19 protein-coding genes are annotated in these 26223 nt (G+C 57.3%); 13 read left to right on the top strand and 6 right to left on the bottom strand.

The features are described 5' to 3' along the window. Nucleotides 1–258 precede the first annotated feature (258 nt). Together BN4275_RS10740 and amrB are read left to right on the top strand one after the other, a co-directional pair. Entirely contained in the window at nt 259–5202 is a 4944-nt protein-coding gene (locus BN4275_RS10740; protein WP_066457907.1) for an Ig-like domain-containing alpha-2-macroglobulin family protein, read from the top strand. Then, nucleotides 5199–6140 (top strand): AmmeMemoRadiSam system protein B, encoded by a 942-nt coding sequence (gene amrB, locus BN4275_RS10745; protein ID WP_079988220.1) that lies wholly within the window; start codon nt 5199–5201, stop codon nt 6138–6140. The genes BN4275_RS10740 and amrB overlap by 4 nt, the downstream gene beginning before the upstream one ends. 28 nt (nt 6141–6168) lie before the next feature. Here amrB and BN4275_RS10750 read toward each other — a convergent pair whose 3' ends face one another. The 3 genes from BN4275_RS10750 to BN4275_RS10760 all read right to left on the bottom strand — a co-directional run bounded on the left by BN4275_RS10750 (nt 6169) and on the right by BN4275_RS10760 (nt 11955). Further along, nucleotides 6169–7098, bottom strand: coding sequence for a transglutaminase domain-containing protein (locus BN4275_RS10750; protein WP_066457912.1), 930 nt, complete (start codon nt 7096–7098; stop codon nt 6169–6171). Nucleotides 7099–7383: 285 nt separating this feature from the next. Further along, on the bottom strand, nt 7384–10458 hold the full coding sequence (locus BN4275_RS10755) for an efflux RND transporter permease subunit (RefSeq protein WP_066457915.1): 3075 nt from the start codon (nt 10456–10458) through the stop codon (nt 7384–7386). 15 nt (nt 10459–10473) lie between these two features. Beyond that, complete coding sequence (locus tag BN4275_RS10760) at nt 10474–11955, bottom strand: efflux RND transporter periplasmic adaptor subunit (RefSeq protein ID WP_066457917.1); 1482 nt, start codon at nt 11953–11955, stop codon at nt 10474–10476. Nucleotides 11956–12145: 190 nt separating this feature from the next. Here BN4275_RS10760 and BN4275_RS10765 point away from each other — a divergent pair, with 190 nt between their 5' ends. Together BN4275_RS10765 and BN4275_RS10770 are read left to right on the top strand one after the other, a co-directional pair. Next, complete coding sequence (locus BN4275_RS10765; protein ID WP_066457920.1) at nt 12146–12832, top strand: response regulator transcription factor; 687 nt, start codon at nt 12146–12148, stop codon at nt 12830–12832. Beyond that, complete coding sequence (locus BN4275_RS10770) at nt 12829–14124, top strand: HAMP domain-containing sensor histidine kinase (RefSeq protein WP_079988222.1); 1296 nt, start codon at nt 12829–12831, stop codon at nt 14122–14124. Before BN4275_RS10765 ends, BN4275_RS10770 begins: the two co-directional genes overlap by 4 nt. Before the next feature lie 90 nt (nt 14125–14214). Here BN4275_RS10770 and BN4275_RS10775 read toward each other — a convergent pair whose 3' ends face one another. Together BN4275_RS10775 and BN4275_RS10780 are read right to left on the bottom strand one after the other, a co-directional pair. Beyond that, nucleotides 14215–14988, bottom strand: a complete 774-nt coding sequence (locus tag BN4275_RS10775) for an ImmA/IrrE family metallo-endopeptidase (protein ID WP_066457922.1) — start codon at nt 14986–14988, stop codon at nt 14215–14217. A 12-nt stretch (nt 14989–15000) separates the two neighbouring features. Next, nucleotides 15001–15324, bottom strand: coding sequence for a helix-turn-helix domain-containing protein (locus tag BN4275_RS10780; protein WP_066457924.1), 324 nt, complete (start codon nt 15322–15324; stop codon nt 15001–15003). Nucleotides 15325–15577: 253 nt separating this feature from the next. Between BN4275_RS10780 and BN4275_RS10785 the strand changes: the two genes are divergently transcribed. The 8 genes from BN4275_RS10785 (at nt 15578) to BN4275_RS10820 (ending at nt 24903) form a co-directional block, all read left to right on the top strand. Continuing rightward, nucleotides 15578–15787, top strand: coding sequence for a hypothetical protein (locus BN4275_RS10785; RefSeq protein ID WP_066457925.1), 210 nt, complete (start codon nt 15578–15580; stop codon nt 15785–15787). Between the two features lie 199 nt (nt 15788–15986). Continuing rightward, nucleotides 15987–16190: a hypothetical protein gene (locus BN4275_RS10790; RefSeq protein ID WP_066457926.1), complete on the top strand. Its 204-nt coding sequence runs from the start codon at nt 15987–15989 to the stop codon at nt 16188–16190. A gap of 161 nt (nt 16191–16351) precedes the next feature. Next, nucleotides 16352–17194 carry a 5-dehydro-4-deoxy-D-glucuronate isomerase gene (gene kduI, locus BN4275_RS10795; protein ID WP_066457931.1) on the top strand — a complete coding sequence of 281 codons (843 nt, stop codon included), beginning with the start codon at nt 16352–16354 and terminating at the stop codon, nt 17192–17194. A gap of 14 nt (nt 17195–17208) precedes the next feature. After that, nucleotides 17209–18006 (top strand): gluconate 5-dehydrogenase, encoded by a 798-nt coding sequence (locus BN4275_RS10800; RefSeq protein ID WP_066457934.1) that lies wholly within the window; start codon nt 17209–17211, stop codon nt 18004–18006. Nucleotides 18007–18143: 137 nt separating this feature from the next. Next, nucleotides 18144–18539 (top strand): BlaI/MecI/CopY family transcriptional regulator, encoded by a 396-nt coding sequence (locus tag BN4275_RS10805; protein WP_066457936.1) that lies wholly within the window; start codon nt 18144–18146, stop codon nt 18537–18539. After that, a complete protein-coding gene (locus tag BN4275_RS10810) occupies nt 18533–18931 on the top strand; it encodes a hypothetical protein (RefSeq protein ID WP_066457939.1) in 399 nt (132 codons plus the stop codon). The genes BN4275_RS10805 and BN4275_RS10810 overlap by 7 nt, the downstream gene beginning before the upstream one ends. After that, on the top strand, nt 18900–21659 hold the full coding sequence (locus tag BN4275_RS10815) for a hypothetical protein (RefSeq protein WP_066457942.1): 2760 nt from the start codon (nt 18900–18902) through the stop codon (nt 21657–21659). The genes BN4275_RS10810 and BN4275_RS10815 overlap by 32 nt, the downstream gene beginning before the upstream one ends. A 127-nt stretch (nt 21660–21786) precedes the next feature. Then, the gene (locus BN4275_RS10820) at nt 21787–24903 is read left to right on the top strand and encodes a UvrD-helicase domain-containing protein (protein WP_066457944.1); all 3117 of its coding nucleotides are present in this window, start codon (nt 21787–21789) and stop codon (nt 24901–24903) included. A gap of 52 nt (nt 24904–24955) precedes the next feature. Here the strand turns inward: BN4275_RS10820 and BN4275_RS10825 are convergent, their stop codons facing one another. Then, complete coding sequence (locus tag BN4275_RS10825) at nt 24956–25504, bottom strand: glutathione peroxidase (protein WP_066457949.1); 549 nt, start codon at nt 25502–25504, stop codon at nt 24956–24958. 148 nt (nt 25505–25652) lie between these two features. Here BN4275_RS10825 and BN4275_RS10830 point away from each other — a divergent pair, with 148 nt between their 5' ends. Next, nucleotides 25653–26162 carry a hypothetical protein gene (locus BN4275_RS10830; RefSeq protein WP_066457952.1) on the top strand — a complete coding sequence of 170 codons (510 nt, stop codon included), beginning with the start codon at nt 25653–25655 and terminating at the stop codon, nt 26160–26162. Nucleotides 26163–26223: the final 61 nt, after the last annotated feature.

Below are 26223 nucleotides of genomic sequence, written 5' to 3' on the forward strand. Positions count from 1 at the left end.
AAACCTTGGTGTCACACAAGGCAATCACCTGCTTTCTTCGCACCTTGCGGTGCTCTTTTCTTTTTTCATTAACTATAGTATAACCTGCGTTTGTTACAAAAGAATACATGGATTATTATCAGTTTGTAAACTTTTAGCACTCTATATATATGAGTGCTAATTGGGAATAAAACCAACCGCCAGGCGCTGCCATTGCAAGCCCCTGGGAAACCCGGTATACTGAGATTGTGATGGAAAGATGTGTGAGGAGGTCTTTTTATGAACCGTTCCGGATGGAAAAAATGGGGGTGTGTCTGCGGCGCGCTGGCTCTTGCGGCGATGATCTGTCTTGCGGGATGTTCCCTGTTCGGCGGAAAAGCCGAGATCGCCGCGGTATCCACGGCCAGCGCGGGCGTTTCGCCCGACAGCGCGTTCACGATCAAGCTGCCGTACGACACCGACGCGGCCGCGCTGCGTGGAAAAATTACGACCGATCCAGAGATCGCTTATGAGCTGACCGCGCAGAACGACCGCGAATTTCTCTTAAAGCCGGTGAACCTGCTCGACGCGGGCAGCAGCTTTACGATCACGGTCGCGGGGAAAAACGGCAAGCCGCAGGTTTTTTCCTGTCAGGTGCAGAACATCCTGATGGTAAAATCCTTTTTCCCTATGGACAACGGCGAAAAGGTGCCGATCCGCTCGGGGATCGAGTTCGCTTTTAACACAAGCGATGTTTCCTCCGCAGACTTTGAAAAGGCGTTTTCGATCGATCCGCCGGTGGTTGGCGGCATCTCTTATGGGGATGGAAAGTTTGTATTCTACCCGGAGGATTCGATGGCTTACGGCACCCGCTATACCGTTACGCTGAACCCGCCGCTTTCCTCTGCGGGCGGCGCGGAGCTTGCAAATGCGTTCCGGTTTTCCTTTACGACAATCAGCGAGGCGCAGCAGGAAGCGGAATGGAAGTTCCAGCTTGCCAATAACGGCCGCAGCCTGAACACCCTCACCGATGAAACGGCTACGGTGGGCGTCTATATTGATGACAGCATCCCGCCGGAAAGCCGGAAAGTATCAGTTGCGGTCTACCGCTTCGATACGGCCAGACAGTACGCGGCGCAGATGGCGGAAAATGCCAGTCACCGCGACCGCAAATACGGCGACACCAAGATCGACACCTCGAAGCTCTCACAATACGCCTCCTTCGAGGCGCAGCCGGTCACGCCAGTCAGTGATTTGCAGAACTTTTGGGTGCAAAACCAGATCCTCCAGTTTCCCGAGCCGCTGCCTGAGGGCTGGTATGCGGCCGATCTGAGTATGCAGGTGTCGGACGGCGTAACTGTTACCCGGCAGATCTTTTTGCAGTCGAGCGACCTGTCAATTTTCTTCATGACGATGGGCGAAGAGCTGGTCGCCTGGATCAACGACGCTTCCACCGGACAGCCGGTTGAAGGGGCCGAATTCAGCTGTGAAGGCAACTATCGGGCTTCCGGCACCACCGGCGCCGACGGGACTCTGCGGATCGACAAGGCGGTTTTTGAGGGGCTCGAAAATGAGTATGATTCGGCAAACGGGATATTCACAATCAAAGCCGGGGAACACACCTATGTGGATAACCGCTATTTTGACAGTTGGAATCAGGGGGATGTCTCTTACGGCTATTACGCATACCTTTTCTCCGACCGCCCAATCTACCGCACCACCGACACCGCCAAGCTGTGGGGTTTCGTGCGGCCGCGTGATCCGGCAGTCCCGATGCCGAAGTCGGTGCGGATCACGCTTTCGGGCACTTCCATTGAGCAGGAGGTCCCAGTGCAGGGAAACGGTCAGTTTACGGCGGAGATTGCGTTTGAGGATCTTGCGGTGGATATGTGGCAGTCGTTCGATCTGTGGCTGGATGACGAGCGTTCGCTGACCGGCGAATCGGTCTGGATCAAGGATTATGTCAAACCGATTTATACCGCTGAAACGCAAACCGATAAGCCGGTGTACCTCACTTCGAATGGTGCGCAGGCACATGTTTCACTCAAGGTTTCAACCTTTGACGGCACGCCCGCCTCCTCTTTTCAGGCGGATTTCCAAAGCTGGGACAGCATGATTGCCCCGGCGCCAAATGTCCGCTACATCACCGACGAACAGGGTGTTTTGAATGTTCCGATTGTGATCGGCGACGCGCGGAATACCTGGAGACCGCAGAGCTACCGGTATGTATTCTCAAATGCCGGGGCCGAATCGGAGAATTTTTATGAATATGGCACGGTCAATGTAATCCACAGGGATCTGATGCTGACCGGCGAAGTGAAGGACGGCGGGAAGGCGGTTCAGGTGATCACCAACCGGATCGACATCTCCGGGATTGAAAAACCTGCCGATCTCTGGGAACGGGACGCGCTCAAAGGCGCGCCGGCCAACAGCGCGGTTCGGGCGGAGGTCCACCATGTCTATTACACCAAAGTGATCCAGGGGACCTATTACGACTTTATCAACAAAGAAACGAAGGACTCCTACTATTATCAGGAGCATAACGATGTGGTGAATACCTTCGACTTCACGACGGCGGACGGCCGCTATGCGCTGACCGGCCTGCCCCAGTCTGACGCGGAGAACTGCTACTATGTGGTGCTTTCCGCGGCTGATTCGCGCGGCAAGCGGGTGGAGGAGACGATTTACCTCGGCGCAATCTTTGACCGGCGGCAGATGAGCGCGGACGGCATCCATCGTTATGGGCTCAATAAGCAAGCCGACCTGAGCCAAATCGACCTGAACAGCCTGAACGAAAGCGACTACTACTGGCTGCTTTCCGATCTGCGTTCGCAGTTTGTGGACGACGAGGATGTCACTTTCGTGCTGGAGGACAACGATGAACCGGTTACCGGCTTCAAAGGGAAGCTGCTCTACTGTGTGGCGCAGGACGGATTTGGAGAGCTGAAATTCTCTGATTCCGCTTCCTTCACCCTGCCTTACGCGGAGGAGCTGCTGCCGAACTATGTCATCACCGGCGCATATTTTGACGGAAAGCACATCTATGCGCTTTCCAATAAATCGATGAAGTTTAATCCTTCCCACCGGGAGCTTGCGGTGGAGATCACGCCGGAAAAGGAGACTTACAGCCCGGCGGATCAGGTGAATGTAATCGCGAAGATCAAAAATAAGCTGACCGGGCAGCCTGCCAAGGACGCGACCGTTGTGCTGGCGGCAGTGGACGAGGCGATCTTCGCCATGCGTGAACAGACGCCGGACCTGCTTGAAAGCATTTACCAGGATGCCTTCTGGCCGAACATCGGAAAATACACCTCCTATGTGCAGACCGAATACGGCGGCCCAGGCGAAAAGGGCGGCGGTGGCGGCGACGGCGAGACCCGCAAGGACTTTGCGGATACGGCGCTTTTTGAAACCGCCAGAACAGACGCCACCGGTACGGCGAAATTTTCATTTAAGCTGCCGGACAATATCACCAGCTGGCGGCTGACCGGGCTTGCGCTCACCGACGATTTGCAGGCGGGCGACGGCAAAAAAAATATTTATGCGACCCAGCCGTTTTTTGTCCAGCCGATCGTGAACGAACAAATCCTTGTGGGAGACAGCTTTGCCGTTTGTCTGCGCAGTATGGGCACAGCGATTTCCGATACCGATCCGGTGGAATATGAAGTCACAATCAAGGGCAATGGCGTGAATGAGTCACAGAAGGCCTCGGGGGCGGCACGCGCTTATACGAATGTCCTGTTCGACGGGCTCGCAGCCGGGGAATACACGGTCACTGTCCGTGGAAGCTGCGGGGAATACGGCGACGCGGTTGAACTGCCGTTTGCGGTGGTATCCTCTGGGGTTGAGGTTTCGATGGTCAAAACGGTGAATCTCAAAGACGGCCTTTCGGTCACCCCGCTGCGGTATCCGGTGACGGCGGCGGTTTACGACAAAGCGTATAAGAACTACAGCCGGGTGTTGTCGGACGTGAGCATGTGGAGCGGCGGCGCGCGTACCGACATGCGCATCGCGGCCCGCTATGTGGCGCAGCTGTTCAAGGAGGAAGGCGCCCGCTGGTATGACGAAACGGCGCTTGCCGACACGCTTTCGGACGTGAATCTGTATGGGGTTATGAACCTGCTGCCGTATGACGCGCAGGACATCGAGCTCACAGTCAAGGCACATTTGGCGATGCCGGAACTGTTTGATGAAAACCATGGGGAGATTTCCGGGCTGTCGGTCGCGGACAGCGACTGGTTTACCGGCCGCAAGAGCGCTGTCTATCTGGCGCGGGCGCTCGCGGGAGATCCGCTCGATGCGGATCTCACACAGATGATCGAAAGCGGAGCTTCGCTCGATTTTGTCGATAAGATGTACCTTGCAACCGCGCTTGCAGTCTCCGGTGACACGGCGGGCGCGCGGGCGGCTTACGACAAACTGGTGAAGCCGAACCTCAAAACGCGCGAGGGTATTTCGGGCGAACAGGCGATGTATGTTTCCATTTTCGAGCAGAGCCTCAATGTGGCGGATTGGACCGCCTCCGCGTCGATGCTCGCGTCGGTGCTTGGTACCGATGAAGCGGGAGCGCTGACCCGTTACCTGGTGGAGAAGCCTTCCAAATATGACCCGTACCTGCTCGAAAAGATGATCTATCTTGGCCGTTTTGTCCCGCCAGCCGGCGCAAAGGCAAAATTCACCTATACGGTGGACGGCAAAACGGTGACCGAGGAACTTGGCCGCGGGATGAAATACCTGACCCTGTCGCGGGAACAGCTGGCCAACAGTTCTTTCCGAGTGGATGCCGGTGAAGTCTATGCCGACCTCTATTATGTTGGCGCGCCGGAGCAGAAGATGGATGCATCGCGCAAAAAGCTCGGCCTGACCCGAAAGGTGGAAGGCGTGGACGGCCCAATCCGGCAGGGGAGCCTTGTCAAGATCACTTTGACGCCGGATCTTGCCGGGCTCGACCTCGATATTGGAGATAACTGGATGGTGATCGACGAATACGTCCCGTCAGGCATGCGGTTTGAACGCTATGGCGCGGTGGACGACCCGGAGCGCAGCTACGGCCACGGCTGGTATCTGGGCAGCCGCCAGGGACAGCGGCTCCAGTTCAGCGTCTATGGGGACCCGCTTGATCCAATCGTTTACTATGCGCGCTGCGCTGTCCCGGGTGAATATGTGGTGGAGAGCGCCTATATTTCCAGCAGTTCCTCCGACATCTGGGGCTGTACCGAACGCGAAAGCGTGACCATCGGATGATCCGGCGATTTCTGGGGATTTTGGCGGCATGCATGGTGCTTTGCAGCTGCGCCGCGCCCAGCCCCGGCCCAAAGGCCGGGGCACAGCCGGCTTTGCCGGCGGGGACGGCTCCCCCAGAGCCGTCCGGGGCGCGGCCTTTGCAGGAGCTCGCCTGCCTCTATTACGATGCGGAGCTGGTGAGGGGTGGGATCGCCTCCCCGGCGGCCTACGAAGCGGACGGGCAGCTTGCCGCCGGGATGGTGCCGCACCACCTGCTGGCTGCGGATATGATTGCGGGCTTCTTTTCGCTGGCAGGAGAACAGAAGGATGCGTACGATTCGGTGCTTATCATATCCCCATCCCACTTCCCGGAGAACTGTAAAAGCGACGCGGTCACCGCGAACGCCGGATGGGATACGCCATATGGAGACCTGCCGGTGGACAGCGGGATTGTCCGGGCGTTCCTGCAAAACGGACGGATCGCGGCGGAAAACAACCCGGACGCGGTGGAAGCCGATCATGGGGCGGCGGGGCTCATTCCATTTGTAAAGTATTATCTTCCGAATACAAAAGCGGCGGTGCTGCTGCTTTCCAACAGGCTTTCACGGGAACGGCTGTCCGCCGTGTGGGAAACTGTGCAAAAAGTTTGTGCGGAAAACCGGGTGCTGCTGGTCGCCTCGGCGGACTGTTCCCATTACCTGATGCCTGCGGACGCGGCAAAAAGGGACGGAGAAACAGCCGAGGCGATCGAACGTTTTGACTACGGCCGAATCCTTGGTTTTTCAGATGCCAATGTCGATTCTCCGCAGACGGTGACCACCTTTCTGAAGGTTGCGGAACCAATGACACTGACCCGACTGGGACATTCGAGCTCGCCGGAAAAGCTGCCGTTTGCTTTGACCAATCCGGCGTATGATGAAGGTATCACAACTTACTATGTTTATGCGGCGACGCGATAAAAAAGAACCTCCTGTTGGAGGTTCTTTTTTAATAATTTGGATCACCGTAGCCCATATTCCCGAAAATGGGTGGCGTGATGTCGAGTTCGATAGCGGAAAGCGGGCCGTTTTCCCGTTCATAAGCAGCGCGTTCGGAAGAAAGCGCCTGCTCAATGGCGCTTTGACTGGGCCGGGGACTTTTCTGGATCTGCTTTGGCACTGGGGAGGGCGCGTCAAGCGGACAGGCAGGGATACAGTAGCTTTCCCGTACCAGCGCGGCCTGCGTTTCATTGAACCCGCCGAAAGCAAGCATATTTTCACCCCAGCGGTGATCAGCGAGCATATACTGATCGGATTTGAGGAAATACCGGTAAGTGAGCCGGTTTTCATGCAGGACATTGTCCTCAAGCTGTGGATCGAGATGATACCAGACATTCCCGATCCGTACAGCGGCCCAAGCGTGATCAACGAACCCTCCGCCCGCCGAAATGGTGAGTCCGGGCAGGTATTTCGCCTCGAAACCCATGCGGCAAAGCAGCAGTGTAAGGGCGGCCGCATAATCCTCACAGGAACCGATGCCGAAAGCAAGCGGGCTGATCGCGCGCTGCTCAAGATAATCCGGCTGCGGCCCATCCCCGCGCCACCGCCAGGCATCCAACCCAATCGGCGGAGCAAACCAGGTGTTTTGAATGACATATTCGTAAGCGGCCCGCACCTTTTCTGTTTCATCCATCCCGGGTGCCAGAAGATCTTGCGCAATCCCGTCCGCGAGCCGGACAATGTAATTCTCCTGCCGCGCTTCCGGCTCGGCAGCGCTGTCTGCTTCAGACACGGCCGGTGAGGCCGGAAAAGCTTCCTCAGAAGAGATGAACTGGCTTGACGGCGGTACGATGCCTTCATTGTGCGGTTGTCCCACAGCAGCCGCGCAGCCGCACAAAGTTGCCGCGCACGCCAATACGAAAAGGAACTCTCTGCGCAACCGGACAGCCTCCTTCCTCTGTTGATATAAACTCTATTATATAGAGAAACCGGGACAAAAAGCAAGGCGCATCCGCAATGGAAAATTGCGGATGCGCCGTTTTTGTTTTACAGACGCTGTTTCATTGAAAAAATCATCGCCGCAGGCAATTTCCCAACTCCGGCCCGAAGGCTTGCAGGGCCGGGCCGCCAAAGACGGCGCCCTGCGGGGAATTCAAAGGGGACATGCAGCCCCCTTTGAAAACGCGTCGTCCGAAGGACGCTCCGGCCGTAGGACAGGAAACGTTTAATACATGAGCCCTTCGTCAGCGATCTGCTGCTCTGGCTCTGGATCGCGGTCTTTTTTTGCTTTTTTGCGTGCAAAGATAAGATAGAAGGTCGGAAGCAGCAGCAGGGTCAGCAGGGTTGACGCACACAGACCGCCGATGATGACAATCGCCATGCCCTGCATGATCTCAGTCCCGTTGCCGAGGTTGAAGGCCATTGGAACCATCGAAAGTACGGTGGTCAGAGTGGTCATCAGGATCGGACGCAGACGGCTTCGGCCGGCCATGACCAGTGCGGTTTCGATATCCATGCTGGCGCGGTACTGGTTGGTGGTATCAACAAACAGGATGCCGTTGTTGACCACGATACCGACCAGCATGAGGAAGCCCATGAGGGAAGGCATACTGAGCGTCACGCCGGACAGGAACATCAGCCCGAACGAACCGACAAGGCTGAATGGGATACAAATCATAACCATGAGCGAGAACCGCGGGGATTCAAACTGCATTGCCATCACAAGGAAGACGAGCAGTACGGCGGCGGCAATTGCAGTGAGCAGGGAGGTGAACTCTTCGACCATGCGCACGTCCATATCGCTTTTGGCAAGCGAAACGCCGCGAGGGAAACTCATTGTGGCTGCGGCTTTGGTGATCTCATCTTTGGCAGTGAATTTGGTAGCCTCAGATAGATCGCCGGTCACAGTGACAATATACTGGTTATTTTTCCGCTGGATCAGCTGCGGGCTGTCGGAATAGTAAATCGTCGCGATATCCATGAGCGGAACCTGTTTGCCGGTGGGGCTGGTGAGCACAAGACCGGCCAGATCGTCGACCGTTTGGTAACGACCTTCCGGATATTCCACCCGCACACTGTATTCTTCGCCGTTTGAGGATAATGTGAAAGCTTCCTTGCCGCTAAGCACCATGTTCAAAGTGCCCGCGACCTGCTGCGGGGTCATACCCACGCCGGCTGCCAGAAGCGGGTCAACCATGATTTCCGCCTGCGGATTGCCCTGCGTAATGGTCGAGGAAACCTTGACCACGCCGGGATTTTCATACATCATGGCTTCCACCTGCTTGGAAGCGGCCTTGATCTGATCGTAATCATTTCCCTGCAGACTGATCTGTGCGCTTGAGCCGCCGGACATCATTGAGCTCATGCCGCTCGAAGATGATACGGACACTTCGCAGTTGATCAGATTTCTGGTCTGGCGGCGCCACTCCTCGACAATTTCATTGGTGGTCATTTCACGGTCGCTGCGCAGGTATGCGGTGAAGGAAGCGCTTCCGCCGCCGCCCATCATAGAACTCATACCGCCGCCGCCCGAAGTCATGGTATAGCGTTCAACATCCGGATGGTTTTTGACCATGTCCTCCATGCTGAAGATCAGTTTGTTGATCTCTTCCAGCTTGAGGCCGGGTTTGGCTTCGACCGAAACCGAAACCGTGCCCTGGTCAATCGATGGGATCAGCTCGATGTTGAGCAGCGGGATCAGGGCGACTGAGCCGACCAGAAGCAAAAGTGAGAAGGCAACCACAGATTTTTTATAACGCAGCAGCCGCCGCATCAGGTTGCCATAGGCAATTTCGGTTTTGCGCACCAGTTTGGAGACTGGCGCTTCGGTCTTTTCCTTCGGTTTAAAGAAGGTGAAGGCGAGCGGAATGACCATCAGTGCGCAGATGAGCGACGCGGTCAGCGAGAAGATGATTGTGAAGCCGAGCTGTTTAAAGAGCTGGCCGCTCATCCCTTCCATCAGGCTGATCGGAAGGAAAACGACGATGGTCGTGATGGTCGAAGCGATGATCGAACTGGTGACGAATTTGGCGCCTTCAAGCGCGGCGGTGCGGTAGGACTGCTGGCCGGCGCGCTGCCTGAAGCAGCTTTCGAGCACAACGATCGAGTTATCGACCATCATACCGACGCCGATGACCAGCCCGCCGAGCGAAAGCAGATTGATCGAGAAGCCCATCATCTTCATCAGCACAAAAGTGAAGAGCAGCGAAACCGGCATTGAACTGCCGACGATGAGCGAAGCTTTGAAATCCCCGAAGAAAAGGAAGAGCACGAACATCGAAAGCAGAACGCCCAGGACGAGGGTGCTCGCGACTGTGGAAACCGCATCCACGATCTGCTCGCTCGAATCGTTGATCACCTCGAGCTTCACACCGAGCTCGTCGCGGTTGATCTGATCCATCTGGCGCAAGACCGACTTGGAAACGTCCAGCGTACTGGCGCTCTGACGTTTTGTGACGCTCAGAGTGAGGGTCTCATTGCCGTTGTAGCGGCTGAGTGATTCGGCTTTTTTGGTGGTTTCAAAGACGGTTGCCACATCCGAAAGGTGGATGACATTGCCGTTGCGCAGCGGAATCGGAACGTTTTTGAGGCTGTCCGCCGAGGTGTAGCGTACGCCGCTTTTGATGGTGAGGTCCTGACTGCCGCGTTCGGCGGTGCCGGATGGGATCGAAAAGTCGGCGGTGGAAAGGACGCTGACCACCGAGGACATATCAAGGCCATACTGTTTCATACGGTCGTCCATCAGCTGGACGCTGATGTAGTCCTGCTGGCCTCCGTAGACATCGACACTTGCCACGCCGGAAAGCTTTTCAAATTCCGGGACGATATTTTCATCGATATAGTTTAACAGGTTCAAATCGCCGGTCGCGGTGGCCGAGAGCATGACGGTGGGCATCGCGTTGATGTCCATCTCGATGATGATCGGGTCGCTGGCGTCGTCCGGCAGAAAACTTGCATAGGTGGTGACCTTCTGCTGCAGGTCGGCGTGCGCGACGTTCATATCGGTTCCGTACTCCATCTCGAGCACAACCATTGACATGTTTTCCTGGGAAACCGACTGTACGTTTTTGACACCGCTCAGGGTGGAGACAGCGCTTTCAATCTCTTTGGTGACAAGCTTTTCCACATCCTCCGGGCCCGCGCCAGGATAGGTTGTGGCGACGATCAGCATCGGCATCTCCATGTCCGGGGTCAGCTCAATGGGGGAAGTGAAGATCGATCCGATACCGAAAACGACGAGTGCAAGCACTACCAGAATGACTGATACCGGACGTTTCAGGGTCAGTTTTGTCAAATTCATGGACGGCCGCCTCCGTTACTGCGCATCCGGCTGTCCGGAGGAAGCCGGTTCGCCGGATGACTCTTCGGGGGCGCTTTGCGCATCCGCGGCCTGAGAGGATTCAGCCGGCGCGGCATCTGCCTGCCCATCCAGCACGACCGCCGCGCCGTCGAGCAGCTTCGGATGCCAGGTGGTAATCACCTGGTCGTCGCTGGTCAGTCCGGAAGTGATCTCGATCACTTCTTTGTTGGAAATACCGGTGGTGACGGGGGTGCGTTTTGCAACGCCGTCCACGTAGGTATAGACATATGCCTCGCCTTCGTCATAATAGACGCTGTCGAGCGGAACGAGGATCGCATCCGGGGATTTTTCAGTTTGGGCGCTGATCTTGACGGTGGAGCCGGTATGTAATGGGATGTCATCGGCATCGACAGCCGCCTTGACCACAAACAGGCCGCTGGCCGGATCAGCCATTGTGGCGACCTCGGTCACGGTGCCGTCAAAGGTCTGGCCGCTCTTTTCCATAACGACCTTGTCGCCCGGTTCAATATTCTGGACGGCGGTTTCGGAAACGCTGAACTTGACCACCATCAGGGTTTTGTTTGAAACGGTATAGTAGACCGGGGAACCCGCGCCGGAAACCTGGTGCTCGGTGACGTTTTTCTGTTCGATCACGCCGTCGATCGGGGAATAGACCTTGGTGTATTCCAACTGTTTCTGCTGGGCGGCAAGGCCGGCTTCGGCGGCCTTCAGAGACGCGTCGGTGGTCAGCTCCGCGTCGGAGCGCGCCTGCCCAACCACAAGGTCATAGGCATCCTTCGCGGCGTTGTAGCTGATCTGCGCGTTGGTAAAGGCGGTGCGCAGCGCCCGGTGGTTCGGGTCGTCATCGTCGTCGCGCTCATTGTAGTTGGCCTTGGCGAGAGAAAGCTGTTTTTCAAGCTCCTCCAATTTGGCCGGATCAGTTTCGCTATTAATCGCGGTTTCGAGCTTGGTGATCTCTTTTTCCAGCATGCGCAGCGAATCGTCATTCGCGTCGTCCCAGTCCTTGAGATTGGCGCGCGCGGTATTGTAGGCCTTCTGCGCCGCGTCGAGACTCGATTTGGCCTGGATGATCTGGGCGTCGTAGCCGCTGCCCAGCCCGACTTCCGCGGAGATCCGGTTGGCTTCGAGCTGCGCCTCGGCCGCGGTGAGGGAAAGCTGGATATCGACCGGGTCAAGCTCATAGAGCAGGTCGCCTTTTTTCACCGTGTCGCCGACCTCAAAGTAGGTTTTTAAAACGGTGCCGGAAACCTTTGGCGTGACAGTTACCACTTCGTCCGGCTCGACCGTACCGATAAATTCGGTGGAATGGGAAATTTCCCCGGACTGTGGGAGTTGTGCTTGGACGATCACCTGGGAGGGTTGTGCCGAAACCGGCGCGGTTTCCCCCCGGCTGACGATGCGGTAGGCGCCAAGCCCCACAACACCGGCGGCTGCCACACAACAGATGGAAACAACGATCTTTTTACGCTTGCTCACGTAGAGTACCTCCAAATGTAGATAATTCTCACAATGACCATAAGTATAGAAAAAAATTGTGAACCTAAGATGTCATAAGGCAAAAAAGTTGTGAAAAAAGTGTGAACGTATTGTGAAAGGAAAAAAACCTTTTAAAAGCGCCGATTTTCTGCTAGGATAAAAGAAAGCCAAGAGAACAGGAGGGACGGGAATGGCGACAATCCTGGTTGTGGATGACAACGCCAAAATCCGCAAACTGATCGGCATTTATCTGCGCCGGGAGGGTTTTAACATCGTGCTGGCGGCGGATGGGGGCGAGGTGTTGCAGGTGCTTGCGAACCAGCCGGTCGACCTGATCATCTCGGACATCATGATGCCTGGGATGGACGGCTACGACCTTGTTAAAACGCTGCGCGGGAATGGGGTCGACACGCCGATTCTGATGGCTACAGCCAAAACGGAATTTGCGGACAAGAAAAAGGGTTTTGAAATTGGCGCGGATGATTACATGACCAAACCGATCGATATGGAGGAACTGGTGCTGCGGGTGCGGGCGCTTCTGCGCCGCAGCCGGATCTACAGCGAAAACCAGATCGTTATCGGTTCGGTGGTGCTTGACCACGCCTCACTGGAAGTGCGCCTGCGGGAGGAAACGGTGGTGCTGCCGCAAAAGGAATTCTACCTGCTTTACAAGCTCTTTTCCTATCCGAACAGGATCTTTACCCGGCAGGAGCTGATGGACGAGATTTGGGGCTTTGATACCGAAACGAACCCGCGCACGGTGGACGTGCATATCAAACGGCTGCGGGAACGGTTCGAACATGTGAAGGAATTGGAGATCGTGACCATCCGCGGACTCGGCTATAAGGGCGTTCAGCATGCCGGAGGAACGGCATGAGGCGCGGCGTTTATCAAAAGGTGGCTGCGGTAGTGGTGTTCATCATCATCGTTACGATGGTGGTGCCATATATGGTCTTTTCACACACCAGCCGCAAAAAGTTTAACACGATCGTACAGGAACAGATTGTCAGCGGAATGCTTGGCACGATCGATTATCTGGAATCCCATGGCCGCCCGCTTTCCGATGTGGGCGACCTGTATATGACCGGAGTCGTTTCTATGACGGCGGTCGACCGGCTGGACGGTATCGAACTCACTGGGGAGCAGCGCGCGAAGCTGGATTCAGAGGAGCGGACGGTGGTCTTTGCACAGCTTGACAGCTTCCCCAGACAGTTCGTTGCAATTGCCCGGAGCGGCTCGAGCTATGTGCTCTGCCGGTTCAACCTTTCCGATATCTTCCAGCAGATGCGCAGCGCGGGCTTTTTGTCCCTGCTGGTTTCGGTACTGCTCGGCACCGGCGGGATGCTGTTTGCCAGCCACAGGATGACCCGTTCGCTGCGGGAACTGGACGCGGCCACCCGCAAGGTTGCGGCCGGCGACTTCAGCCAGCGCGTCCCGCTGCGCAGGACGAACGGCGAGTTTTCCACGCTGATTGAAAGCTTCAACACAATGACCGAGGAGCTGGGCAGCGTGGAGATGCTGCGCAGCAACTTCATTTCGGACATTTCCCACGAATTCAAAACGCCGCTCACCGCCATCGAGGGCTATGCAAAACTGCTTGAGGACGAAGAGGACGACACGGAGCGGCGGGAATACGTCCAGATTATCACCGAGGAGACCGGCAGGCTTTCCACTCTGGCGGACAATATCCTCATGCTCAACCGGATCGAAAAGGGCAACATACCGGCGCGCAAAGCGCCGGTGCGCATTGACGAGCAGATCCGCCGCGCGTTGGCGCTGTGTGAATCGAAATGGGAGGCCAAGCGGCTTAATCTTGAACTTGAGCTTGACGAGATCACCCTGGATGTGTACGATGTGCTGCTGATGCAGCTGTGGACCAATCTGGTTGACAATGCCGTGAAATTTTCGCCGCCGGATGGGGAGATTATGATTTCACTGCACCGCACCGGCGAACGGGTGACCTTTGCCATCACCGACCAGGGACCGGGTATCCCGCCCGGACAGCAGGACCACATTTTTGAAAAGTTCTACAAGGCCGACCGTTCGCGCGGCGGTGATGGCAACGGCCTCGGGCTTTCGATCGTGCGGCGGGTGGCTCAGCTGCACGGCGGCGAAGTGCGGGTGCAAAGCGCACCTGGAGAAGGCAGCACTTTCCTGGTCCTCCTCTGATCCGGAAAGCGCCGAACGAAAGCAGGAAACCGCCCCGCGGCCCAATGGCCGCGGGGCGGTTTTTCTATTTGTCCGGCGGAAAAATCCCCGTCACACATCGTAAAGCCAGCGCTCCTCCAAATCGGAAAGGAGTCTGAGATCCCGGTCGCTGAGCGGCAGGGCATCGGGCGCCGGCGGCGGTTCATGCAGCAGCGCCTCGCAGTCGCGGCGGCGGCCTTCCTCTTCGGCCGCGTTGAGCGAACGGATACGGATGCCGAGCCGTTCCTGTCCGCTTGCGGAGAGGATGCGCACTTCATCGAGCGGCAGGTCGTGCAGATACTGTTCGATCTCGTATTTGAGGCTTTCGATCCGGAACTGCAGGACAACTTCGCTCACGCAAAATCGTTCGGCAAGCTCCTTCTTCATTGCGGAAATACCACGCCAGCTGTCCAGCGTACCGCGGTATTCCCGTATGGCGGGAAGCAGAAGCCGGTAAGGCAGATGCAGCTCGGCGGAACCTTCGTTGGCCTGCCATTCCAGAAAACGGTTCTGGTTTTCCCGGACCTTGTCAAAACAGCTCCAGGTCTTGCGCTTCGCGCTCCGGTGAAGGGTGATGTGGATCAATTCGTGCCCGCAGGAAAAACTCTGTTCCTTGGGGGATTCGGAGCGATTCAAAAGGATGACATCCTTAGAATCCGCGTCCCCGATGCAGGCGATCCCACGCAGGCCGGGGGTATTGAAACAGACCACCTCAAGCGCCAGATTTGGGATTTTGCGGCAGGCGTCCGGCAGGTCGTCCGGGATTTGGTCCTCCCCGAGACCGAGCCGTTCCCGCAGCGCCGCTATTTTATGATATAACAGCTCTTTGGCGCAGTATTCGCTCATCCCTGTCCTCCGTCATTTTCCACGCAGTCGTTTGATTGTCTCGATGGCAAGCCGGATATCCTCCGGGTCAATGCCGTTGTCCTGTGCGTCCTTTGCAAAGTTAAAGTAAACGCCTTCCAGCCGGCTGTCCGCGGCCGGCTCATCCCGCCCGAGCAGGGAATCGACCGTAACCCCAAAATAGGAGGCGACCTTTTGCAGGACATCCCCGCTGGGAATGGCCGCCGGATTTTTCTTCCAGTTGGTGACGGTCGTCTTGCTGATTTTCATCTGCTCGGCGGCAGCGGAGGGTTTGATCCCCCGTTGGCTGCAGAGCGCGACGTATCTGTCGTAAAACACAGGTCAGACCTCCCATTTTTGTAAAAAGTTATAAAGTTGAATTATTTGTACAAATCCTCTTGAAAAGTTCATTTAAATGGACTATAATAAAGGTAGAAAGTTTAATTAAATGAACTGTTTGCTTTATTATAGCAGAACAGTTCAAAAAATTCAACTATTTTCAAAAGGTTTTTTGGGAAAATCCGCCTGCAATCCTGTATTGGAGGCGGGCAGGCCCATAAAAAACACAGGGAAAGGCAGGAGATGCCGCAAAATGGCGAAAGATCTGATCGAGGCGCTTTGGGAGGCCTGTGCGGGCGGTACGCCCGGACATGCTTCAGCGCGGCTGCCCCTGGGGGGAACCGGATGCCAGCTGCATCCGGTATGTGAGAGCTGTCCCTTTGACGACTGCATTGCAAAGGAGACGGACATTCTAAAGTATGACCGCACGCTTGCGGCCGGCAGAGGAGGGGAGCGGGAATGATTCAGAAGGGTTGGGTGATCTGCCCAAAATGCAAAAAAAAACTTTTTCCAATTGGCAGGGATACTGTCATCCGCAATCTGACCTACATGTGCAAACAATGTAAGGAACTTTTTCAGGTGAACACCGAGAGCCAGGAGCCTTAGAGCCACGAGCCAAACAGACCTCCCGAAAAACGGGAGGGAAAGGGGGCTCTTTTTTATTGCCGCTGAATGACTTGATTGCGAGTTACCAGCAGACAATCACCGCGCTGCAGAAGCGCCGGGAAGAGCTGCGCCGCCGCACCCGGCTGGTGCGCGGAAAAGCATATCTCGATCTATTGCGCCGGATTGATACGCTCGCGGCGGAGGAACGGGACACGCTTGAGGCGCTGCGTCTGCTCTCCCGCTGCAAACGCTGGAACTGAATAAAAACCTCCATGCGGACGGGCCTGAGGGCCCGTCCGCATGGAGGTTTTTTTCTCTACGGGACACTTTTTTTGCAGGGCCGCTGGCCTTTCCGCCGCGGATGGTTTACAATAGGGGCAGGCGGCTCTGCCGCGAATTTGCGAAAAATGGGGGCATAGCAGTGGATATCCGCTATTCTGCAAACCAGAAAGATTTTAAACGTTATGATACGGAGGAAATTCGCAGGGAATTCCTGATTGAAAGGCTCTTTGTCCCGGACGACGTGACGGCGGTCTATTCGCATGTCGACCGGATCGTGACGATGGGCGCTATGCCAGTCAAAGGGACGCTTCGGCTTGATCAGAACCTTGACTGTCGGGCGAACTTCGGGGTGGACTATTTCCTTGAACGGCGGGAATTGGGGATCATCAACATCGGCGGCGTGGGAATTGTGATCACGGATGGGACGGAATACGTCCTGAATCGGCTGGAGGGACTCTATGTCTCAATGCGGACGAAGGAGGTCTCCTTCCGCGCGGCCGATCCGGCCGACCCACCGAAGTTTTATTGCTGTTCCACCCCCGCGCACAAGCCCTGCCCGACCACGGCGATCCCGTTCGACAAGGCGATCCACCGCGACCTCGGCGCACTGGAGACCTCAAACGCCCGCACGATCAATCAGTATGTGCATCCGGACGTGCTCGAGACCTGCCAGCTGTCGATGGGCTGCACCATCCTCAAACCGGGCAGCGTCTGGAACACGATGCCCGCCCACACCCACGAACGCCGGATGGAGGTTTACCTGTACTTTGATATCCCGGAGGACAATGTGGTCTTTCATCTGATGGGCGAACCGGGTGAAACCCGCCATGTCGTGATGTGCAACGAACAGGCGATCATCAGCCCTTCCTGGTCGATCCACGCGGGCTGCGGCACCTGCAACTACGCGTTCATCTGGGCGATGGCGGGCGAAAATAAGGAATTTGACGACATGGACGTGCTGGCGCCGAACGCGCTGCGCTGAACGGGGGTGGACAGATGAACAGGAACAGTTTCCGGTTGGATGGAAAAGTCGCGCTGGTCACTGGCGGCGCGACCGGAATCGGCTTTGCGATTGCGCAGGCGTTTTCCGAAGCGGGCGCGCGGGTCGCACTCAATGGGCACAACGCGGCGCACATGGAAGAATCGCTCGGTAAGCTGCATGCGCGCGGGATTGACGCGAAGGGCTATCTCTGTGATGTGACCGATGAAGCGGCAGTGCGGGAGATGGTCACGCGGATCGGGACGGATCTCGGGCCGGTCGATATCCTCGTGAACAACGCCGGGATGATCCGGCGGGTGCCAATGTGCGAAATGGACGCGTCGGAATTCCGCAAGGTGGTCGACCTCGACCTGAACGCGCCGTTTATCGTCTCGAAGGCGGTGATCCCCGGCATGATCAAAAAGGGGCACGGAAAAATCATCAACATCTGCTCGATGATGAGCGAGCTTGGACGCGAAACGGTTTCGGCCTATGCGGCGGCGAAGGGCGGCCTTAAAATGCTGACCCGCAACATCTGCGCGGAATACGGGAACCGGAACATCCAGTGCAACGGCCTGGGCCCCGGATATATTGCAACCACCCAGACCGCGCCGCTGCGCGAGCGGCAGCCGGACGGCAGCCGCCATCCGTTCGACGCGTTCATCATTGCGAAGACGCCGGCCGAACGCTGGGGCACGGTGGATGACCTGACCGGGCCGGCGGTGTTCCTCGCGTCGGAGGCTTCAAATTTTGTCAATGGGCAGATCCTTTATGTGGACGGCGGAATCCTTGCCTATATTGGCAGGCAGCCATAACCAAAACAGGAAAAAACGGTGGCGGAAATGCCGCCGTTTTTTATTGGGAAAGTGCGGGGAAGCGATTGACAATTTTATTAGACAAGTGTAAAATAAAATTGAATTTAGACAATTGACTAATAAGTGGGGGATACAAAATGAGTGAAACATTAAAAAAACTCCCGGACGCGGAGCTGGAGGTTATGATGATCATTTGGAAAGCGGGAAAGCCGGTTTCCTCGTCCTATATTCAGGAGCAGCTCAAAGGAAGACAGACTTGGGTGCTGCCCACAACGCTGGGCTTTCTCTCCCGGCTGTGCGAGCGGGGATTTCTTTCCTGCAAAAAGCAGGGCCGCAGCAACCTCTATACCGCTCTGGTGCGGGAGGAGGAGTACTTGCAGAAAGAGAGCAAATCTTTCCTGGAACGGCTGTGCGGCAACTCGCTCAAAACGTTTGTATCGTCCCTCTATAACGGCCGGGCAATCACCGAAGAAGATCTGGCTGAGCTGCGCAGCTTTATCGACGACGCCACGAAGGAGGACCCCAAATGGTGAAGAACCTTTTTGAAACGCTCCTATTGGTATCCCTGACGACATCGGCGCTCATTGGGCTGCTGCTGGTTCTTTCGCCGCTGCTCGGCCGCCGCTATCCCGCGAAATGGCGGTATTGGGCATGGCTGCTGCTGGCGGTGCGGCTGCTCATCCCATGGAATTTCACGCTTCCCGAACCACCGGTGACGATTCCGGTTGCTCCAGCAGTTTTGGCGCCGGCCGCCCGGCAGACGCCGCCAACGTTTACCGCTCCCACAGAGGCCGCGCCTGCTTCGCCCGTGCCGGAACCGGCGCGGGCCGCTGCCGGCCAGCCAAAGGCCAGGCAGGCAGAACCAGCGCGGCGGGCCGGACTCCGCCGGGACGATGCGGGCCTTTGCCGGCTCGGTCGCCTATGACCCGGCGGCGGGCGAGCTGCGCTTCACCGTCCCGGAAAAGCTTCCGGCGGGACATAAACTCTATCTGCATGTGAGCGGAAGCATCCGGATGGGCGCGGACAGCGAGATGAGCTGGCACGCCCTTGACACGGAGAGCGAGAACTACGTCTGGGAACTGGGCAAAACCTATATCGAGCCGCTCGAGGCGGATGGCCTTATCGAGGGATCTCTCGACGCGGGGCTGGTCAAGGAGGCGGGCGGGCCGGTTATGGATGGTTGGACAATCCGTTTTTTCCCGGACGGCCGGGTCTGGGCCAAAACCGAAGCAGAGGCCGAAGCGTTCCGCTGGCAGGCCTATAAGCGTTGCCTTTCGGATGAACAGATCGGCGATCTTCTGCGGCGAGGCTGGGACGACGAGCGGATCACAGCGATCACCGACGGCGTGCGAATGACCGAGTTCCCGCGGTTTGGCAGCGATGGATGCCCGGTACACACCGGCGCCTATCATGTAATCGACAACCGGCTCATTCAGTACGTCGGACAGGACAAAATAGACGCCTTTCTGCGGGAATATTCCGACGGCCCTGAACACAATATTTCCGGCGCGGATGTGAACATCGTGAACTTTGTGAAGTTCTGTGAGATCCCGAAAACGGAGTTCGAAAAGCTGGTCGAACAGTATGCCCTTTCCGAATTCCCGGGCTCAGGCGGGCACGGATATGATCCGGATGTGATCTATTCGGATGATGACGCGCTGATCCAGCAATACTACACCGAAACGGCGGAAGATAAAAAAGACGATCCCTTTGCCGCGCTGGCTGGACAGGTGGTGCCGATCGTCGAACGGTATCTTGACGAGAGCAGCTTTCAGGGCCAAGTTGTGACCGCCTGGCGCAATCTGGAGGGTGCGGAAAATATGGGCGGCAGCTACCGCTATATGGTCTGCTGCCTCGTTGAGACCGAAGCGGACCTTTCCGTCCGGGACGATGTGGGCGCGCTTGCGTCCGGCTATGTCAACCTGATCCCAGAGGAGCGGTTCGAGGAATATGAAAAATACGTTATGGCGAAAAACCCGCTGGAAACCGAAATCCCAAGCCCGGTGGCGGGCGTGCGGGTGACGGTGGAATATAAGGAAGACGCGGCAAGCTCCTGGGTGATGCGGCCGCTTGATGAGCTGATGAGCGGTGAGCGGGCGCTGGAAGGCGGCCTTCGCCTGCCGGACATTTGGGGCGTCGAGACGGTGGGGTTGCATAACGGCTCAGAGGCGGCGGATTACAGTTTCCCAGTCACGGTGGAATCGTCCGTCTGCCACTATGTGATGGATGGGATCGCGGCCGCGCGTCCGGAACGTGTGCAGCCGCTGACCGAAGCTTTCCCGGACGGCGAGCCGGAATACCGAGCGCTCGAATGCTATCTCTACCAGTTTGCAGGCTATTCCCACACTGCGCTTCATTTTTACGCCGGCAAAAACGCGGTCGGCGTGATCGGATATGAAGACGCGGATATGGTTTACACCTTCCCGCTGGATGACAGCTGGTGCGCGGATTTCCTGTTCGGGCTGGAGGCGTCTATGCGCGAAAATCCGGCCGCGCCGCCGTTTTCGCCCGATGAGGCGAATGCTTTTTTGCAGCAGATCGCGTCCGAGCAGAGGACCGTCCCGCGCTTCTATCTCGAACCGGCCGACCGGGCGGAATACACGATTGGCGACCTGGTCTATCGAAACGACATTGCGCGGGCGCAAGAGCTGCTCGCAAGCGTTCGGATGGACGCGGCTTACCCGGATGAGGATTTCCGGCTGTTTGATCAGCTCGCGAGCGTTGCCATCGAGGGGTATCAGAACGGCGCGAAGTTGCGGCTCTATGCCGCTCCGGATGGAAACTATTGCCTCAGCCTGTTCGATCCGATTCTGACCGGCGGCCACGAGCGGTGCTATCTGCCCGCGGACGGCGGCGAAACGATGCAGGCGCTTGTGGATTTCATGCAGACACAGAACCGTGTATTTGCGGAAAGGTCGCTGACCTTTACGACTGGGGCACAGGACCCGGTGGAGATCGGACGGCAGCTCTTTGAGAATTACCAGCAATGCTACATGAACCCGGATATCGTGGACGCTTCCCGCATTCTGGAATTTACCATTCGGGAGGCGCGGCTCGTAGCGGGCGACCGAGACGAGTTCTGTGTGGGAATTTCTTACGATATCACGTCGGCGCAGCCGGATCGGTTCATGAGTGCGAACGGCGAAAATCCGTCGCCCGGCGTCTGGACCGACTGTTATCTCGAAGTGCGCGCGATACGCGAAGACCTTGACCGTTACCGCATCAAGAGCATGGGCACCGGCGGCGGTGGCGCCGGCCTTGCAAATCCCACCGCCGCGCGGGAGGCCGCCGGCGCGCTTTCACAGATTGGGCCGGGCTTCCCGCAGTTTCTTGCCGGGCAGGATTGGGCCGGTTATGTGGACGGCGGGATCGTGAACGGCGAACGGCTTACGCGGTTTGCGCGGGCGGTGCTGCTCGACGGCGATACGTTGATGCTTGTCGCGCCGCCCTATGTGTATCAGATCTGGGCGTATGATTCTCCGGATGTCCGCTGCATCATCGCATATGACCAGAATGGCGACGCAAAGCGCTATACGCCCCAAATTCTGTTTGACGAACGCGTGGACGAATATGTCGTCGGCGTGGGCGTGAACGGTTCCGGGCTTCCCCTGCATATCCCGAAAGAAAATAAAAGCCGGGAACCCGCCGCTTGACGGCGGGTTCCCGGCTTTTATTCTTCCACCGAGCTCGATTTCGCGCGTTTTGGAGGATTACAAGGCTTGCAACCCTACCGCAAAAAGTCTAAAATGAAGGTATCCTACGAAAACCGGGGGAACGGGCATGTATATTGCTGATCTGCATATTCATTCAAAATATTCGCGCGCGACCAGTCGGGAATGCGTTCCGGAATATCTCGATCTGTGGGCGCGCCGCAAGGGGATCGACCTCATCGGCACCGGCGATTTCACCCACCCAGCCTGGCGGGAAGAACTTCGGGAGAAACTCGAACCCGCTGAAGACGGGCTTTACCGCCTGAAAGCAAATTTCCGCCTGCCGGACCAGTTGACGGGCGGGGAAAAAAGCCCGCGGTTTGTCCTTTCCGGGGAGATCAGCTCGATCTATAAAAAGAACGGCCGGGTGCGCAAGGTGCACAATGTAATCCTGCTGCCGAGCCTGGAATCGGCGCAGGAGCTTGCAAAAAAGCTCGAGGCGATCGGCAATGTCCACTCGGACGGAAGGCCGATCCTGGGGCTTGACAGCCGCGATCTTCTGGAGATCACTCTCGAATGCTGTCCGGATGCGGTTTTTATTCCCGCGCATATCTGGACGCCGCATTTTTCGCTTTTTGGAGCGTTTTCGGGATTCGATACGATCGAGGAGTGTTTCGAGGATCTTACGCCTCACATCCATGCGGTTGAAACCGGGCTTTCCTCCGACCCGCCGATGAACTGGCGGCTTTCGGCGCTTGACCGGTTTACACTCGTTTCAAATTCGGACGCACACTCCCCGGCCAAACTTGGCCGGGAGGCGAACCTTTTGGATACGGAGCTTTCCTATCCCGCTTTGGCGGGGGCGATCGCCGGGAACGGCGGTTTTGCGGGCACGATCGAATTCTTCCCGGAGGAGGGAAAGTACCACTGCGACGGCCATCGAAACTGCGGAATTTGCCTTTCTCCCTCCGAAGCGGAGGAGCTGGAGGGTCGCTGCCCGGTCTGCGGCAAAAAGCTCACGACGGGTGTGTGGCACCGGGTGCAGCAGCTTGCCGACCGGCCGGAAGGATTCCTGCCGCAGGGACGAAAACCGTTTGAAAGTTTGGTGCCGCTGCCGGAGGTGATCGGTTCGTCGCTCGGCATGTCACCGGCCGGCGTGCGGGTGCAGGCGCGGTATCTGGAGCTTCTTGGAAAGCTCGGCCCGGAGTTTTACATTCTGCGGGAGGCGCCGCTTGATGAGATCGTCCGGGAAGCCGGGCCGCTCATCGCCGAGGGTGTGCGCCGGATGCGGGCCGGCGAAGTGGAACGCGTCCCCGGCTTTGACGGTGAATATGGGAAGATCCAGCTGCTCACCGCCGAAGAGATCGACCGGATTTCCGGTCAGATAAGCCTGTTTGGCGCCTCGCCGGATGAAAAACCGGCCCGAAAGGCCCCTGCGCGGCGTGCGGCAAAATCCAGCCCGGCTCCGGCCGGGACGCGGGAAGGGCCGCAAACGGAGGAGAGGGGCCCGCTGGCGGGGCTCAATGATGAGCAAAAAGCTGCGGTCATCGCCGAAGAAGCGGCGGTGGCGGTCGTGGCCGGGCCAGGCACCGGAAAAACCAAAACACTGGTCGCGCGCATTGCATATCTGGTGCAGGAGCGCGGTGTGAAACCCGCCGAGATCACCGCTGTAACTTTTACCAATAAGGCAGCCGGCGAGATGCGCGAACGGCTGGAAAAACAGATTGGAAAACGCGCCGCGCGCGCCATGCGGATCGGAACCTTCCACGCGGTCTGTATGCGGCTTTTAGACGATGTGGTGATGCTGGCGGACGAATCCGAAGCGCTGTTTGTCGCGGAGGAAACGGTGCGGGAATGCGGGCTTCGGATCTCGGCAAAAAAACTGCTCCAGGAGGTTTCGCGCCGCAAAAACGGCGCGCCGCCCGATGAAGCGGAGGAAAAGCTCCCGCAGGAGGCCTATCTTCGCTACTGCGAAAAACTCGCGGATTACGGCGCGCGCGATTTTGATGACCTGCTGTTGGAAACGCTCGAACGCTTTGAACCGCAAAATCGGAAAGAATCCGCCCTGCGCGGTTTTACCCACCTGCTGGTGGACGAGTTTCAGGATATCAACGATTTGCAGTACCGTTTGGTACAGGCATGGAGCCGGGCGGGCGAAAGCCTCTTTGTGATTGGAGATCCGGACCAGTCGATCTATGGCTTTCGAGGCTCGGACGCGCGCTGTTTTGCCCGGCTTGCGCAGGATTTGCCGCATCTCCGGCAGATCCGCCTCCTGCGTAACTACCGTTCGACGCCGGAAGTGATCGGTTGCGCTCTGCCGCTTATCGCGCATAACGGCGGCGAAGCGCGTTCGCTTGAGGCGTTTCGCTCATCCGGCGCGCCTGTACGGGCGCTTTTTGCCGCTGACGAATATTCCGAAGCGATCTTCATCGCCAAAGAAATCAACCGCCTGGTCGGCGGTATCGATATGCTCGACGCGCAGGAGCGTCGGGAAGCCGGCTGCGCACGGGGATTTTCGGACATCGCGGTGCTCTACCGTACCCACAGGCAGACGGAAGTGCTGGAAAAATGCCTGCGCATCGAAGGTATCCCCTATACTGTGACTGGCCGGGACAAGCTGCTTACTGACCCGGACGTGCGGGAAGCCGTCCAGTTTTTCCGCGCGCTGTCCGATCCGGGTACAGCGCCCCTTCACCGGCTTGCGGCAAAACAGCAGCCGGAAAAATTCAAGGCGCTTGCGGAAATTTTTCAGCCGCTTATGGAACGGGAAAAACCACAGAAGCTGCTCGAACGCTGGATTTCGGAGCGGGAACTCTCTGGCTCCCCGGCAATGGAGAAGCTGCTCGGCATAGCGGTCTGTCATGACGGCATGGCTTCGTTTTTGCAGAACCTTGCGTTTGGCGGGGAGGGTGATCTCATCCGCAGCGGCGGCAAAAGCTACCTCTCCGACGCGGTTTCGCTTCTGACGCTGCACGGCGCGAAGGGGCTTGAGTTTCCGGTCGTATTCCTCTGCGGCGTGAAAAAAGGGGTGCTCCCGCTCGACGCCCCTGGCCGCAGCGTCGATCTGGAGGAGGAACGTAGGCTCTTCTATGTTGGTATGACCCGCGCCCAGGACGAATTAACCTTGCTTATGCCTGGCGAGCCGTCGCCGTTTTTCACGGAGATTCCGCAGGGATGCCTGCAAAAAGGCAAGGCGTCGCCGGTGAAAAATCCATCCGGCGGCAAGCAGCTGAGCCTGTTTGAATGATGAAAAACACCCCGCATCCGGCTTGCGCGCCGGCCGCGGGGTGTTTTTTGTCTTAATTTAACAGACGGGCAATCTCATGGTCGATCACCGACAGGTCGGCGGTGGGCTCGTAACGCTTCACTACCCGGCCGGTCTGATCCACCAGGAATTTGGTAAAATTCCATTTGATATCGTTGCCGGTTTGGTAGTTTTTTCCGCCTTCGGAAAGGATTTCATCCAGCTTTTTTCCGATCGGGTGGGAAAGATCAAAGCCTCCGAAGGGCTCTTGCGCACGTAGGTAGTCGTAGAGCGGGCTGGCATTCGGGCCATTCACATCAATTTTGGCGAACATCGGGAAGGTCACGCCATAGTTTTTCTGACAGAAGGCCTGGATACTTTCGTTGCTGTCCGGCTCCTGGTCCAGGAACTGGTTACATGGGAAACCCAGCACCTCAAACCCCTTGCCCTTCCATTTTGTGTAAAGCATCTCGAGCTCCGCGTACTGGGGTGTGAAGCCGCATTTGCTGGCCGTATTGACAATCAGCAGCACCTTACCGCAAAATTCCGCAAGCGGGACTGGTCTCCCATCGATCGACTGGACGGTGAAATCATAGATCTGCATGAAAGGAACACCTCTTTTCGCAGGTATTATATGGAGCAAACGCGCTGCTATGCGTGTTTCTGTGCCGAAATAGCACATTCACGGGTTAAAAATCATAGAATGAAAGTGGAAAGTGCGAAATAACTGTGAAAAAGGAGCTGGGAAATTCATGTTTACACAGGAAACTTATGAAGAACAGGTGCACAGATACAACCAGATGCTTTTGCAGATGCAGCGCCGGGCACGGCCCGCGACAAAAGAACCGCCCGCGGAGGCGGAACCCATCCTCGAGACGGAACCCATCGTCGAGACGGAACCCATCCCCGAGGCGGAACCCATCCTCGAGACGGAACCTATCCCCGAGGCGGAACCCATCCCCGAGACGGAACCTATCTCCGAGACGGAACCGGTGACAGAGGCTTTTCGGATGGGGAATGCGGTGCAGGAAGCTGCCGTCTGTGAGGCCGTTCCGAAGGAGTCTGTCCTGGAGCCACCCTGTGTGCGGGAGGAGGAAAAAGCGCCTGGAACGCGGTGGGAACAGTTGGCCGAAAACCTGGCCGCCGATTTGCGGCAGGCTTCACCTGAAATGCAAAGCTGTGTCATCGGCTACCTTTTCCGCGCTGACCAAACGCTGGGCAGGCAGGTGTGGACAAAGTTGGTGGAACGCCGCGCGCTGTAAGGCCGGAAGGCGGATCCAGGAACGAAAAAGCGCCCGGCCGGTGGGCCGGGCGCCTGATGTA

It is taken from the genome of Anaerotruncus rubiinfantis (assembly GCF_900078395.1).
Lineage (GTDB): Bacteria > Bacillota > Clostridia > Oscillospirales > Ruminococcaceae > Anaerotruncus > Anaerotruncus rubiinfantis.

What these genes read in the sequence shown, in the direction of transcription:
- BN4275_RS10810 (WP_066457939.1), top strand. Translation starts at nt 18,533, where the DNA reads ATGGTGAAGAACCTTTTTGAAACGCTCCTATTGGTATCCCTGACGACA.
- BN4275_RS10830 (WP_066457952.1), top strand. Translation starts at nt 25,653, where the DNA reads ATGTTTACACAGGAAACTTATGAAGAACAGGTGCACAGATACAACCAG.
- BN4275_RS10815 (WP_066457942.1), top strand. Translation starts at nt 18,900, where the DNA reads ATGCGGGCCTTTGCCGGCTCGGTCGCCTATGACCCGGCGGCGGGCGAG.
- BN4275_RS10820 (WP_066457944.1), top strand. Translation starts at nt 21,787, where the DNA reads ATGTATATTGCTGATCTGCATATTCATTCAAAATATTCGCGCGCGACC.
- BN4275_RS10785 (WP_066457925.1), top strand. Translation starts at nt 15,578, where the DNA reads ATGGCGAAAGATCTGATCGAGGCGCTTTGGGAGGCCTGTGCGGGCGGT.
- BN4275_RS10770 (WP_079988222.1), top strand. Translation starts at nt 12,829, where the DNA reads ATGAGGCGCGGCGTTTATCAAAAGGTGGCTGCGGTAGTGGTGTTCATC.
- BN4275_RS10740 (WP_066457907.1), top strand. Translation starts at nt 259, where the DNA reads ATGAACCGTTCCGGATGGAAAAAATGGGGGTGTGTCTGCGGCGCGCTG.
- BN4275_RS10765 (WP_066457920.1), top strand. Translation starts at nt 12,146, where the DNA reads ATGGCGACAATCCTGGTTGTGGATGACAACGCCAAAATCCGCAAACTG.
- BN4275_RS10825 (WP_066457949.1), bottom strand. Translation starts at nt 25,504, where the DNA reads ATGCAGATCTATGATTTCACCGTCCAGTCGATCGATGGGAGACCAGTC.
- amrB (WP_079988220.1), top strand. Translation starts at nt 5,199, where the DNA reads ATGATCCGGCGATTTCTGGGGATTTTGGCGGCATGCATGGTGCTTTGC.
- BN4275_RS10805 (WP_066457936.1), top strand. Translation starts at nt 18,144, where the DNA reads ATGAGTGAAACATTAAAAAAACTCCCGGACGCGGAGCTGGAGGTTATG.
- BN4275_RS10800 (WP_066457934.1), top strand. Translation starts at nt 17,209, where the DNA reads ATGAACAGGAACAGTTTCCGGTTGGATGGAAAAGTCGCGCTGGTCACT.
- BN4275_RS10775 (WP_066457922.1), bottom strand. Translation starts at nt 14,988, where the DNA reads ATGAGCGAATACTGCGCCAAAGAGCTGTTATATCATAAAATAGCGGCG.
- BN4275_RS10755 (WP_066457915.1), bottom strand. Translation starts at nt 10,458, where the DNA reads ATGAATTTGACAAAACTGACCCTGAAACGTCCGGTATCAGTCATTCTG.